This window comes from Enterobacter sp. PI-10, from assembly GCF_027947695.1.
GTDB classification, from domain to species: domain Bacteria; phylum Pseudomonadota; class Gammaproteobacteria; order Enterobacterales; family Enterobacteriaceae; genus Enterobacter; species Enterobacter vonholyi.
On record NZ_JAJNOG010000001.1, the window covers coordinates 800,749 to 814,673 of the forward strand.

The following is a 13,925-nucleotide window of genomic DNA, read 5'->3' on the forward strand; positions in this document are numbered from 1 at the left end:
AGCGTTAACCTATTGTCATCAGACTGGCGTTACCACCCGCCGCCGCGGTGTTGACGCTGAGCGAGCGCTCCACGTACAGACGCTCCAGCAGCAGGTTGGTTTCCCCGCGCGCAAAGCCCTGCACCGAAACAATCGCCCCGCTGCGGGCCGCAACCTGCTCGCACAGCTCGCGCAGCTGGTCGGAATCACCGTGATAGATCACCGCATCAAACGGCTGGGTCAGCAGCGCATCGGCTTTCGCGAAGTGAATACGGGCCGAGACCGCTTTTGGCAGCTGTTTGGCCAGGTCCCGATGCAGCGCATCGTCCGGCCACAGCACTTCACACCCGGTGGCCATCGCGGCGGCCAGCTGTACCAGCGCGTCCTGCTCGTTATCCGCCACGCACAGTACGCGTTCGCGCGGCATCAGCGTCCAGGTATTGCGCTCGCCGGTCGGCCCCGGCAGCAGACGCTGCGTACCGGCCTGTGCCAGCTCGCCGTACTGCTGCGCCACGGCACGCAGTTCAGGACTTTTTTCCGCCCAGGCGATCAGCGCCTCCAGCGGCTGGGTCAGCACGGTTTTCAGCTGCGCATCCACCGGATACTCCGCATCCTGACGCGCCAGGGTGACGCCCAGCGCGTTCTCCGGACGGTTCGCCAGCAGACGGTACAGGTAGAGCGGACCGCCCGCTTTCGGACCGGTGCCGGAAAGGCCTTCACCGCCGAACGGCTGCACGCCCACGACCGCGCCAACCATGTTGCGGTTAACGTACAGGTTGCCCACTTTGGCGCTGCCGGTCACCTGCGCAATGGTCTCGTCGATACGGGTATGCACGCCGAGCGTCAGGCCATAGCCGGAGGCGTTGATCTGCTCAACCAGCTCGTTGAGGTTGTTACGGTTGTAGCGCACCACGTGCAGCACCGGGCCGAAGACCTCTTTTTTCAGCTCGTCGAAGCTTGTCAGCTCGATAAGCGTAGGCGGCACAAAGGTGCCGGAACGCCACTCGCGGGCGTCTTCGCTGTTGTCTCGCACCGCCTGGAACACCGGACGGCCTTTCGAGCGCATGGACTGAATGTGGTTTTCAATATTGGCTTTGGCTTCCGCGTCGATCACCGGCCCGATGTCGGTGGTGAGACGGCCCGGGTTGCCCATGCGGCATTCGGCCATCGCGCCACGCAGCATCTTCAGCGTGTGGTCTGCCACGTCATCCTGCAGGCACAGCACGCGCAGGGCGGAGCAGCGCTGACCGGCGCTGTCGAAGGCGGAGGCCAGCACGTCAACCACCACCTGCTCGGTGAGGGCAGAGGAGTCGACTATCATGGCGTTCATGCCGCCGGTTTCCGCGATGAGCGGCGTAGGACGACCCTGCGCATCCAGACGGGTGGCAATATTGCGCTGCAGCAGCGAGGCCACTTCGGTCGAACCAGTAAACATCACGCCGCGCACGCGGTTATCGGAGGTCAGTTTGGCGCCCACGGTTTCACCGCGGCCCGGCAGCAGCTGGACCACGCCCGCCGGTACGCCTGCCTCCAGAAGAATGTTGATGCCCTGCGCGGCAATCAGCGGGGTCTGCTCTGCCGGTTTTGCCAGCACGCTGTTGCCTGCGGCCAGCGCGGCGGCAATCTGGCCGGTGAAGATCGCCAGCGGGAAGTTCCACGGGCTGATACAGACGACCGGACCCAGCGGACGGTGGGTTTCGTTATCGAAATCATCGCGCACCTGACCGGCATAGTAGTGCAGGAAGTCGACGGCCTCGCGTACTTCTGCGATTGCGTTGCTGAAGGTTTTACCCGCTTCGCGCACCAGAATGCCGATGAGCGACTGCATCTGATCTTCCATCAGCACCGCCGCGCGTTCCAGAATGGCGGCGCGCTCCTGCGGCGGCGTGGCGAACCAGATAGGGGCGTTATTCACCGCGCTGTCCAGCGCCTGATCCACTTCCGCTTCTGTCGCTTCACGCACGTAGCCGACGATATCTTTTGGCTCTGCCGGGTTGATGACCGGCTGCATGTCGCCGTCATCAACGGGCTGCTCCAGCATCGGTTTGGCCTGCCACTTCTGCAGCGCGCTGTTGAGCAGGGCAGAGGAGAGGGACGCCAGACGGTGTTCGTTGGCGAGATCCAGACCCGCCGAGTTGACGCGGCCTTTGCCGTACAGCTCGCGCGGCAGGGCAATTTTTGGATGCGGCAGACCAATCTGGCCTTCCTGCGCGGCCATCTTCTCAACGGCCTGTACCGGGTCGGCCACCAGTTCGTCCAGCGGCAGCGTGGTGTCGGCGATACGGTTAACGAAGGAGGTGTTCGCGCCGTTTTCCAGCAGACGACGAACCAGGTAGGCCAGCAGGGTTTCGTGGGTGCCCACCGGGGCATAGATACGGCACGGGCGGTTCAGCTTGCCGTCCGCCACTTTACCGGTCACCTGCTCGTAAAGCGGTTCACCCATGCCGTGCAGGCACTGGAACTCATACTGGCCCGGATAGTAGTTTTGCCCGGCCAGACTGTAGATCGCCGCCAGGGTGTGGGCGTTGTGGGTAGCGAACTGCGGATAGATCAGGTTCGGCACGCCGAGCAGCTTTTTCGCGCAGGCGAGGTAAGAGACGTCGGTGTAAACCTTACGGGTATAGACCGGATAGCCTTCCAGCCCTTCCATCTGGGCGCGTTTGATTTCGCTATCCCAGTAGGCGCCTTTCACCAGGCGGATCATCAGGCGACGACGGCTGCGGCTGGCCAGGTCAATCAGGTAATCAATGACGAACGGACAACGCTTCTGGTAGGCCTGGATAACGAAACCGATGCCGTTCCAGCCTGCCAGCTCCGGCTCGAAGCACAGTTTTTCCAGCAGATCGAGGGAGATCTCCAGACGGTCGGCCTCTTCGGCGTCGATGTTGATGCCGATGTCATACTGGCGCGCCAGCAGGGTCAGGGATTTCAGGCGCGGGTAGAGCTCTTCCATCACCCGGTCATACTGCGCGCGGCTGTAGCGCGGGTGCAGGGCGGAGAGCTTTATCGAGATGCCCGGGCCTTCATAAATACCGCGACCGTTGGACGCTTTACCAATGGCGTGGATCGCCTGCTGGTAAGAGACCATGTAGGCCTGCGCGTCGGCGGCGGTCAGGGCCGCTTCACCGAGCATGTCGTACGAATAGCGGAAACCTTTGTCTTCCAGCTTGCGGGCGTTCGCCAGCGCTTCGGCAATAGTTTCCCCGGTCACAAACTGTTCGCCCATCAGACGCATCGCCATGTCCACGCCTTTGCGGATCAGCGGCTCGCCGCTCTTGCCGATGATGCGGTTCAGGGAGCGTGACAGGTTGGCTTCGTTATGGGTCGAAACCAGTTTGCCAGTAAACAGCAGGCCCCAGGTTGCCGCGTTAACGAACAGCGACGGGCTGCGGCCAATGTGCGAATGCCAGTTGCCGTTGCTGATCTTGTCGCGGATCAGCGCGTCGCGGGTGGCTTTATCCGGAATACGCAGCAGCGCTTCCGCCAGGCACATCAGCGCCACGCCTTCCTGAGAGGAGAGGGAGAACTCCTGCAGCAAACCCTGAACCATTCCGGCGCGGCCGGTGGCGGTTTTCTGGTTGCGCAGCTTGTCGGCTAACTGATACGCCAGGCTGTGCGCCTGTGCGGCAATGGCGTCAGGCAGGCGAGCCTGCTCAAGCAGCATCGGCACGGCGTCGGTTTCGGCGCGGCGGTAGGCGCCGGTAATGGCGGCGCGGCTGACGGACTGCGGCAGGATCTGCTCGGCAAATTCAAGGAACGGCTGATGGCTTTCGTCGCCAGCGGCCGGCGCCTCTTCGCTTTCATTGGCGGCACCGGCGAGCAGGGCAGGCAGCTCCGGCAGGCCCTCATCGCTCTCGAGTCTTTCGAGATAGTTAAAAATCGCCTGCTTAATTAACCAGTGCGGCGTGCGGTCAATGCGGGTTGCTGCGGTCTTAATCCGTTCGCGGGTCGCGTCATCCAGCTTAACCCCCATGGTGGTCATACCCATGCCAAAGCTCCTGTTGTTCTGTAATAGCGTTCTGTAGATAGCGTGAAATATCCCCCATGTTGCAACTTTGTGCAACCGTGTTAAATGTGACCTGGTTTGCAACCCAGAAAATGAATGGATTGTTAACGAATGGTTAGCTGGAAAAACGTGCTGGCTTTGTCGCGGAAAGCCTGGTTTTATGCGGAAGTTAACACTTTTCAAAGGTGCAACCCGTAAAAGCGTGAGCGAGTGCAACCTATAGGAAACTCGTATCAAACCGGGGATGAAATTGATGTAAATGCAGTGTTAAATCGTTTGTCAGCGGAGGGCGCATACGGCAGGATAGCGCGCCTCACCGAAACACAAGATACCGTCACCACGTTCCGGTGATCATATAACAAGGCAACCCGGACGGTTGTCGCTCGACACTTTTGGAGAATTTGAATGGCTATTAGCACACCGATGCTGGTGACATTTCTCGTTTATATATTTGGCATGATCCTGATAGGGTTTTTGGCGTGGCGTTCAACGAAAAACTTTGACGACTACATTCTGGGCGGACGCAGTTTAGGCCCGATGGTGACCGCGCTTTCTGCGGGCGCTTCCGACATGAGCGGCTGGCTGCTGATGGGTCTGCCGGGCGCGATTTTCATCTCCGGTATCTCTGAAAGCTGGATCGCCATCGGTTTGACCGTCGGCGCGTGGATCAACTGGAAGCTGGTGGCAGGCCGTCTGCGCGTGCATACCGAAGCCAATAACAACGCCCTGACGCTGCCGGATTACTTCACCGGACGCTTTGAAGATAACAGCCGCGTGCTGCGTATTATCTCGGCGGTGGTGATCCTGGTATTCTTCACCATCTACTGTGCCTCCGGCATCGTGGCCGGTGCGCGCCTGTTCGAAAGCACCTTCGGCATGAGCTACGAAACTGCCCTGTGGGCCGGTGCGGCGGCAACCATCCTCTATACCTTCGTGGGCGGTTTCCTGGCCGTAAGCTGGACCGACACCGTGCAGGCGAGCCTGATGATCTTCGCCCTGATCCTGACCCCGGTGATTGTGATTTTCACCGTTGGCGGCTTTGGCGATTCGCTGGAAGTGATCAAGCAGAAGAGCATCGAAAACGTCGACATGCTGAAAGGGCTGAACTTCGTGGCCATCGTCTCTCTGATGGGCTGGGGTCTGGGCTACTTCGGTCAGCCGCACATCCTGGCGCGCTTTATGGCGGCGGATTCTCACCACACCATCGTACATGCCCGTCGCATCAGTATGACGTGGATGATCCTGTGTCTGGCGGGTGCGTGCGCTGTTGGCTTCTTCGGTATCGCCTACTTCAGCAACAACCCGGCGCAGGCGGGTGCGGTGAACCAGAACGCCGAACGCGTGTTTATCGAGCTGGCGCAGATTCTGTTTAACCCGTGGATTGCCGGTATTCTGCTCTCCGCGATCCTGGCGGCGGTGATGTCCACCCTGAGCTGCCAGCTGCTGGTTTGCTCCAGTGCGATCACCGAAGACCTCTACAAAGCCTTCCTGCGTAAAAACGCAAGCCAGAAAGAGCTGGTGTGGGTAGGGCGCTTTATGGTGCTGGTGGTGGCGCTGATTGCCATCGCGCTGGCGGCCAACCCGGAAAACCGCGTGCTGGGTCTCGTAAGCTACGCGTGGGCGGGCTTTGGTGCGGCATTTGGTCCGGTCGTCCTGTTCTCCGTCATGTGGTCCCGTATGACCCGTAACGGCGCGCTGGCGGGGATGATTATCGGTGCGGTGACCGTTATCGTCTGGAAACAGTTCGCCTGGCTGGGCCTGTATGAAATCATTCCTGGCTTCATCTTCGGCAGCATCGGCATCGTGGTGTTCAGCCTGCTGGGTAAAGCGCCGTCTGCCTCCATGCAGAAACGCTTTGCGGAAGCCGACGCGCATTACCACACTGCGCCGCCGTCTAAGCTTCAGGCAGAATAATTTTTCTCGCTGCACAATACAGGCCGGGTGAGCGCAAGCGCCACCCGGCTTTTTTCTTGCCAAAATCCGTAATTTCCTGTGATATCCATGTGCTTATAACAATGAGGATAGCGAAGCATGACAATCAAAACAGGGTTAATGGCGGCGGCATTATTGATGCTGGCGGGCTGCAACGCGCCATCGCAGCATGCTGCGGTGGAGACCTGCAAAGCGGATAACCAGATGCAGCAAACCACGCTCTATTTCGGCTTAAACCGTCCTGCCGGGGCGCAGATTACCAGCAACGAGTGGCAGCAGTTTGTTGACCAGGACGTGACGCCACGCTTTCGCGATGGCTTAACGGTGTTTGACGCGCGCGGGCAGTGGCTGGGGAACGACGGGAAAGTGGCGCGCGAACCGAGCAAGGCGCTGATGCTGATCCATGGAAAAGATGCGCAGAGCGAGAAGAACATCGAAGCGTTGCGCGGGATTTATAAGTCACGCTTCGCGCAGGAGTCGGTGATGCGTGTCGACCAGCCGGTGTGCGTGCAGTTTTAATGAAAACGGCGGGAATTCCCGCCGTTGTTGTTTTGTAGGCCGTGATCGCTGCGCGCCACCCGGCATTGCATCAGAGCACCAACCCCGCAAAGCTCGCCGATAGCAAACTTACCAGCGTTGCTCCATACACCAGACGCAGACCGAAACGCGACACCACGTTCCCCTGCTGCTCGTTAAGACCCTTAATCGCTCCGGCCACAATGCCGATGGATGCGAAGTTCGCGAACGACACCAGGAAGACGGATAAAATCCCCAGCCCGCGCGGGGACATTTGATGAGCGATTTTTTGCAGCTCAATCATCGCCACAAATTCATTCGCCACCAGCTTGGTCGCCATAATACTGCCCGCGTTCAGGGCGTCACCCAGCGGAATACCCACCAGCCACGCCAGGGGATAAAATACATAGCCCAGGATCTGCTGGAAACTCATGCCAAATACGCTGGAGAAGAGGGCATTAACGGCGCTAATAAGCGCGATAAAGCCAATCAGCATGGCCAGAATAATCATCGCCACTTTAAAACCGGCCAGAATATACTCGCCGAGCATTTCGAAGAAGCTCTGCGATTCATGCAGTTTTTCCAGCTTGATATCCGGCTCCGCTTCCGGGCGTGCCGGGTTGATGACCGAAAGAATAATAAAGGTGCTAAACATGTTCAGAATCAGCGCGGCGACGACAAATTTGGCGTCGAGCATGGTCATATACGCGCCGACAATCGACAGGGAGACCGTCGACATCGCCGTGGCTGCCATGGTGAAGAGACGACGGGAAGAGAGATCCCCCAGCACGCCTTTGTAGGCAATGAAGTTTTCCGACTGGCCGAGAATCATCGAGCTAACCGCGTTAAAGGATTCCAGCTTACCCATGCCGTTCAGTTTCGACAGCAGCGTACCGATCACCCGAATAAAAATCGGCAGGATCCGCCAGTGCTGAAGAATACCAATCAGCGCGGAAATAAAAATAATTGGGCAAAGCACGCCGAGGAAAATGAACGCCAGCCCTTTTTCACCCATACCGCCAAAGACGAAATTGGTGCCTTCGCCGGCAAATTTGAGCAGTGACTCAAAAAATCCCGAGACGTATTTAATCAGGAATAACCCGCTTTCGGCGTGCAGGAAAAAGAACGCCAGGGCAATTTCAATGACAATCAGCTGTAAAACAAAACGAATGCGAATTTTTCGGCGGTCGAAACTTACCAGCCAGGCAAGCGCGAGAATAATAACCAGCGCCAGCAGGAAATGGACAATTTTAAACATAATTTATTTTCACCAGGTGTTTGAGGCGGATATTTAGCCACAGCCCTGAATCAGCGTAAATGGGCATTTTCGTTATAACTTATAAACTTAACGATACCGTATGTAACTATTATCAGGCTGGGCGTTTACAACTCGTTATCAAAACACCGCACATTTCGCTTGTTTTTCTTTTCGCCGTAATGATAATCACTATCACAAGAATTTACCTTTCTTTGCATCAGTTGACCGCGATAAACATTTAAGGTGTCGGCATGTTTGTTCCATTTCTCATTATGTTACGTGAAGGGCTCGAAGCCGCCCTTATCGTGAGCCTCATCGCCAGTTATCTGAAGCGAACCCAGCGCGGACGCTGGATTGGCGTCATGTGGGTCGGGGTATTCCTTGCCGCGGCGCTCTGCCTGGGCTTAGGTGTCCTCATCAACGAAACCACCGGCGAGTTCCCGCAGAAAGAGCAGGAGCTGTTTGAAGGTATCGTCGCCGTGATTGCGGTGGTGATCCTCACCTGGATGGTGTTCTGGATGCGTAAGGTCTCCCGTAACGTGAAGGTGCAGCTGGAGCAGGCGGTGGATAACGCGCTGCAAAAGGGGAATAACCACGGCTGGGCGCTCATTATGATGGTCTTTTTCGCCGTCGCGCGCGAAGGGCTGGAGTCTGTTTTCTTCCTGCTGGCGGCGTTTCAGCAGGATGTGGGGATCTGGCCGCCGCTCGGGGCCATGCTGGGTCTCGCCACGGCCGTGGTGCTTGGTTTCCTGCTGTACTGGGGCGGTATCCGCCTGAACCTGGGCGCTTTCTTCAAGTGGACCAGCCTGTTTATTCTTCTGGTGGCGGCAGGGCTGGCGGCAGGGGCGATTCGCGCCTTCCATGAAGCGGGCCTGTGGAACCACTTCCAGGACGTCGCGTTCGACCTTAGCAACGTGCTCTCCACGCACTCTCTGACCGGCACTCTGCTCGAAGGTATCTTCGGCTATCAGGAAACGCCGAGCGTCAGCGAAGTGGCGATTTACTTTATCTATCTGGTTCCGGCGCTGGTGCTGTTCGCAATGCCGCCGCGTACCAGCACGCAGGCGTCTCGCGTTACGCCATAATAGTTGATTTAGTTACAACATACTTTTTAAAGGGAAGAGTCATGGCAATTCAGTTCCGTCGTAGTGCGTTATGCGCAGGCATTGCCGCGCTGTTCGCTTCTGCATTCTCCGCCTGGGGCGCGGATGTTCCTCAGGTTAAAGTCACCGTTAATGATAAGCAGTGTGAGCCGATGACCCTCACGGTGAATAGCGGCAAAACCCAGTTTATTATTCAGAACCACAGCCAGAAGGCGCTGGAATGGGAGATCCTTAAAGGCGTTCTGGTGGTGGAAGAGCGTGAAAATATCGCTCCTGGCTTCAGCCAGAAGATGACCGCCAACCTGCAGCCGGGCGAGTATGAAATGACCTGCGGCCTGCTGACTAACCCGAAAGGTAAGCTTATCGTCAAAGGCGAAGCGACGGCCGATGCGGCAAAAGGCGCTGCGGTACTGAGCCTGGGCGATGCGATTACGGCGTATAAAGCCTATGTCACGAAAGAGACGGCGGATCTGGCGATGGCAACCAAAGCCTTTACCGATGCGGTGAAGGCCGGTGACATCGAAAAAGCGAAATCCTTCTATGCGCCAACCCGTCAGCACTACGAGCGTATCGAGCCGATCGCCGAGCTGTTCTCTGACCTTGATGGCAGCATCGACGCCCGCGAAGATGATTTCGAGCAAAAGGCCGCCGATCCGAAATTCACCGGTTTCCACCGTCTGGAGAAAGCCCTGTTTGGCGACAATTCCACCAAAGGGATGGAGAAATACGCTGAGCAGCTGAACGGCGACGTGCTGGAGCTGCAAAAGCGCATCAGCGAGCTGGCCTTCCCGCCGTCAAAAATGGTGGGCGGCGCGGCCGGCCTGATTGAAGAAGTAGCCGCGAGCAAAATCAGCGGCGAAGAAGATCGCTACAGCCATACCGACCTGTGGGACTTCCAGGCCAACGTCGACGGCGCGCAGAAAATCGTTAACCTGCTGCGTCCTCAGCTGCAGAAAGAGAACGGCGAGCTGCTGGGCAAGGTGGATGCCAACTTCAAAAAAGTCGACACTATTCTGGCGAAGTACCGCACCAAAGATGGGTTTGAGACCTACGACAAGCTGACCGACGCCGACCGTAACGCGCTGAAAGGCCCGATTACCGCCCTGGCGGAAGATCTCTCCCTGCTGCGTGGCGTACTGGGTCTGGACTAAGCACGATGAATAAGCATAGCGAGAACGACGTGGTTGAGCCTTCACGTCGTCGGTTGTTAAAAGGGGTAGGGGCGCTGGGGGGCGCGCTTGCTCTGGCTGGCGGGTGTCCGGTAGCGCATGCGGCAAAACCGCAAAGCGCGCCCGGCACGCTGTCACCCAATGCCCGCATGGAGACGCAGCCGTTTTATGGCGAGCATCAGGCGGGCATCCTGACGCCGCAGCAGGCGTCCATGATGCTGGTGGCCTTTGATTCGCTGGCCAGCGATAAAGCCGATCTGGAACGTCTGTTCCGCCTGCTGACGAAGCGCATTGCGTTTCTCACCGCCGGTGGACCGGCGCCCGATACGCCGAACCCGCGTCTGCCGCCAATGGACTCCGGCATTCTGGGGCCGTTTATCGCCCCTGACAACCTGACCATTACCGTTTCGCTGGGGGAATCGCTGTTTGATACACGCTATGGGCTGGCAAAACAGAAGCCGAAAGCGCTGCAGAAAATGACGCGTTTCCCGAATGACTCGTTGGACGCTGCGCTGTGTCATGGCGACCTGCTTCTGCAAATTTGTGCCAACACCCAGGATACGGTGATCCACGCCCTGCGCGACATCATCAAGCACACGCCGGATCTGCTGAGCGTGCGCTGGAAGCGGGAAGGGTTTATCTCGGACCACGCCGCCCGCAGCAAGGGGAAAGAGACCCCGGTGAACCTGCTGGGCTTCAAGGACGGCACGGCCAACCCGGACAGCCACGATGGTGCGCTCATGAAGGAGGTGGTGTGGGTCACTGCCGATCAGGGCGAACCGGCATGGGCGGTGGGCGGCAGCTACCAGGCGGTGAGGATTATCCAGTTCCACGTGGAGTTCTGGGACCGCACGCCGCTCAAAGAGCAGCAGACGATCTTCGGCCGCGATAAGCAAAGCGGCGCGCCGCTCGGCATGAAGAACGAGCATGACGTGCCCGACTACGCCAGCGATCCGAATGGCGATGTGATTGCGCTGGACAGCCACATTCGTCTGGCCAATCCGCGCACCAAAGAGACGCAGTCGAGCCTGATGATGCGTCGGGGATACAGCTACTCGCTCGGCGTAACTAACTCCGGTCAGCTCGATATGGGGCTGCTGTTCGTCTGCTACCAGCACGATCTGGAAAAGGGCTTCCTCACCGTGCAGAAGCGCTTAAACGGAGAGGCGCTGGAAGAGTACATTAAACCCATCGGCGGCGGCTATTTCTTTGCCCTGCCGGGCGTGCGCGACAGCAACGCGTATCTCGCGCAGGGTCTTATTGAAGCCTGATAATTGTCCCTGCGACGATTCGCAGGGACATTATTTTTTCATATGACTATCCTCCTGTTATATTTCTGTAATATTTCTATATGAGACTGATTTCAACTGTAGGGACAGTCCTAAAAGTTGCATTCAGGTAAAATAAATGTTGCATTTATGATAACTCCTGATGTACTTAAGATAAGACAGCGGTAGTTCCCGGCAGTGATGCTGAATCACTATGGAGATCGCGAATGGTTGCGTCCTGTACTGGACAAGGTAAACATAACAACCGCAGCACCCGGCGCGGAGGCTCAGACTCCGGCAGCGATTTCCTCACCACTAAATTTTCCCCCCTCCCTCAAGAATCTGATTCGACCGACGTGCAGAACGGTGCGCGTAGCTGTTCCGTATCGTCATCCGATAGTGCAAGCAATGGCTTACAAGGAAGCCAACCCTCTGATGTTCGTGCGCATAATCGTGCCGACGCTGGCGCGTGTGATGAATACCAACAACTCAAGGTGCTATCCATGGGAAGACAAAAAGCAGTGATCAAAGCTCGTCGCGAAGCAAAACGTGTGCTGAGACGGGATTCACGTAGCCATAAACAGCGTGAAGAAGAATCGGTCACCTCGCTTGTGCAGATGAGTGGCGTAGAAGCAATTGGCATGGCCCGAGACAGCCGTGATAATTCTCCAATTGTGGCGCGCAATGAGGCTCAGGCGCACTACCTGAATGCTATCGAGAGTAAACAGCTCATCTTTGCAACCGGTGAAGCCGGATGCGGGAAAACATGGATCAGTGCAGCCAAAGCGGCGGAAGCGCTGATCCATAAGGACGTGGAAAGAATCATTGTTACCCGTCCGGTACTGCAGGCTGATGAAGATCTCGGCTTCTTGCCCGGTGATATTTCGGAGAAGTTTGCCCCGTACTTCAGGCCCGTCTATGACGTGCTGGTGAAGCGACTGGGCGCATCCTTTATGCAGTACTGCCTGCGACCAGAGATTGGCAAGGTGGAAATCGCGCCGTTCGCCTATATGCGCGGACGTACATTTGAAAATGCGGTCGTCATTCTTGACGAGGCTCAGAACGTGACCGCTGCGCAAATGAAGATGTTTTTAACGCGCCTCGGGGAGAACGTGACGGTTATCGTTAACGGCGATATTACGCAGTGTGACCTGCCGTCCGGTGTAAAATCCGGGCTGAGCGACGCCATGTCACGTTTTGAGGAAGATGAGATGATTGGGGTGGTACGCTTCACCAAAGAGGACTGCGTGCGATCGGCGCTCTGTCAGCGCACGCTGCAAGCGTATTACTGAGTTTGCTGTTGCGTTCAAGGCCCGGGAAACCGGGCTTTGTTTTTTGTGCGGGCAGCCTGTTCGCTGCGCTCACGGTCTGTCCAACTGGCTGCGCCAGTTGTCGAACCCCGGTCGGGGATTCTCATCCCCCTTTTCGGAGAATATAAAAGAAAAAAGCCCGTACTTTCGTACGAGCTCTCATCTCAAATATGGCGGTGAGGGGGGGATTCGAACCCCCGATACGTTGCCGTATACACACTTTCCAGGCGTGCTCCTTCAGCCACTCGGACACCTCACCATATTGTTTTGCTGCCTGACCGCTTGGGGGGCAACGGGGCGCTACTATAGGGAGTTGCGCTGACACGGTCAAGCAGATTTTCAGCTTTAGTACCTGTTCGGTTAAGCAATAATCAGCTCCACGGTTTTTACGTCGTGGAGCAGGGGATAACGCTGTGAATCGAGAACTTGACGGTTCAAGGGGGCGCTGGATCTTGGAGATCGCAGCGGCGGTCCTCCTTTATTACGTTCAGATCTGGCCGAAGCGGCCGGAATTGAAATCACGAATGGCTTCGTTGATTTCACTCTTAGTGTTCATCACAAACGGGCCATAGCCCACGATCGGTTCATTCAGCGGCTCGCCGGCCATCAGCAGCACTTTTGCATCGCTGTTCGCCTCCAGGTGCAGTTTGTCACCTTCCTGACTCAATACGACCAGCTGGGCTTCACCCGCCTGAGTTGCACCGTTCACCGTGATGCTGCCTTCAAGCACGACCAGCGCCGCGCTCCAGCCTTCAGGCTGATTGAGCGTCAGATGGCTTCCCTGGTTCAGCGCGATGTCCCAGACGTTAAGCGGCGAGAAGGTGTGCGCCGGGCCTGTCACCGTGTCGTAGCGACCGGCAATAACTCGCAGCGAACCGCTGTTATCCGGCAGCGTCACCACCGGGATGTCGGCTTTCGTGATGCTCTGGTAGCCCGGGGCCGCCATCTTGTCTTTCGCCGGCAGATTGACCCAAAGCTGCATCATTTTCAGTTCCCCGCCTTTCTGCGAGAACGCGCTGGAGTGGAACTCCTCGTGCAAAATGCCTGCCCCTGCGGTCATCCACTGCACGTCGCCAGGGCCAATGACGCCGCCTTTACCCGTGGAGTCGCGATGCTCCACTTCACCGGCATAGACGATAGTGACCGTTTCAAAACCCCGGTGAGGGTGTTGGCCTACGCCGCGTTTCGCGCCATCAGCAGGAAAGGTATATGGGCCCGCGTAGTCCAGCAACAGGAACGGGCTGAGCGGCTCGCCGTGCGTCTGATAAGAAAACATTGAACGGACCGGGAAACCATCGCCAACCCAGTGCTGGCGGGGAGCGGTATAAACGCCTGTTACGTTTTTCATGATTAACTCCTGATGTTCTGTTGATGTAATTAGCTT

9 protein-coding genes and 1 tRNA gene are annotated in these 13,925 nt (G+C 57.5%); 6 read left to right on the plus strand and 4 right to left on the minus strand.

The features are described from left to right. Positions 1-4 precede the first annotated feature (4 nt). On the minus strand, positions 5-3,967 hold the full coding sequence (gene putA, locus LRM19_RS03880; RefSeq protein WP_271367579.1) for a trifunctional transcriptional regulator/proline dehydrogenase/L-glutamate gamma-semialdehyde dehydrogenase: 3,963 nt from the start codon (positions 3,965-3,967) through the stop codon (positions 5-7). Between the two features lie 423 nt (positions 3,968-4,390). Between putA and putP the strand changes: the two genes are divergently transcribed. Further along, positions 4,391-5,899 carry a sodium/proline symporter PutP gene (putP, locus tag LRM19_RS03885; protein ID WP_271367580.1) on the plus strand — a complete coding sequence of 503 codons (1,509 nt, stop codon included), beginning with the start codon at positions 4,391-4,393 and terminating at the stop codon, positions 5,897-5,899. A gap of 117 nt (positions 5,900-6,016) precedes the next feature. Beyond that, positions 6,017-6,436 carry a DUF3574 domain-containing protein gene (locus tag LRM19_RS03890; RefSeq protein ID WP_032648964.1) on the plus strand — a complete coding sequence of 140 codons (420 nt, stop codon included), beginning with the start codon at positions 6,017-6,019 and terminating at the stop codon, positions 6,434-6,436. 70 nt (positions 6,437-6,506) lie between these two features. On the opposite strand, the gene LRM19_RS03895 is transcribed toward LRM19_RS03890, so the two are convergent. Further along, the gene (locus tag LRM19_RS03895) at positions 6,507-7,691 is read right to left on the minus strand and encodes a NupC/NupG family nucleoside CNT transporter (RefSeq protein ID WP_271367583.1); all 1,185 of its coding nucleotides are present in this window, start codon (positions 7,689-7,691) and stop codon (positions 6,507-6,509) included. Positions 7,692-7,942: 251 nt separating this feature from the next. Between LRM19_RS03895 and efeU the strand changes: the two genes are divergently transcribed. The 4 genes from efeU to phoH all read left to right on the plus strand — a co-directional run bounded on the left by efeU (position 7,943) and on the right by phoH (position 12,523). Continuing rightward, on the plus strand, positions 7,943-8,776 hold the full coding sequence (gene efeU, locus LRM19_RS03900; RefSeq protein ID WP_271367584.1) for an iron uptake transporter permease EfeU: 834 nt from the start codon (positions 7,943-7,945) through the stop codon (positions 8,774-8,776). A gap of 41 nt (positions 8,777-8,817) precedes the next feature. Continuing rightward, the gene (gene efeO / locus LRM19_RS03905) at positions 8,818-9,945 is read left to right on the plus strand and encodes an iron uptake system protein EfeO (protein ID WP_271367585.1); all 1,128 of its coding nucleotides are present in this window, start codon (positions 8,818-8,820) and stop codon (positions 9,943-9,945) included. 5 nt (positions 9,946-9,950) lie between these two features. Then, a complete protein-coding gene (gene efeB, locus LRM19_RS03910; RefSeq protein WP_271367587.1) occupies positions 9,951-11,234 on the plus strand; it encodes an iron uptake transporter deferrochelatase/peroxidase subunit in 1,284 nt (427 codons plus the stop codon). A gap of 500 nt (positions 11,235-11,734) precedes the next feature. Continuing rightward, positions 11,735-12,523 (plus strand): phosphate starvation-inducible protein PhoH, encoded by a 789-nt coding sequence (phoH, locus tag LRM19_RS03915; RefSeq protein WP_024908976.1) that lies wholly within the window; start codon positions 11,735-11,737, stop codon positions 12,521-12,523. Positions 12,524-12,712: 189 nt separating this feature from the next. On the opposite strand, the gene LRM19_RS03920 is transcribed toward phoH, so the two are convergent. Both LRM19_RS03920 and LRM19_RS03925 read right to left on the minus strand, forming a co-directional pair. Next, positions 12,713-12,800 (minus strand) — tRNA-Ser (locus LRM19_RS03920). A 228-nt stretch (positions 12,801-13,028) separates the two neighbouring features. Continuing rightward, a complete protein-coding gene (locus tag LRM19_RS03925) occupies positions 13,029-13,889 on the minus strand; it encodes a pirin family protein (protein ID WP_271367589.1) in 861 nt (286 codons plus the stop codon). Positions 13,890-13,925 lie beyond the last annotated feature (36 nt).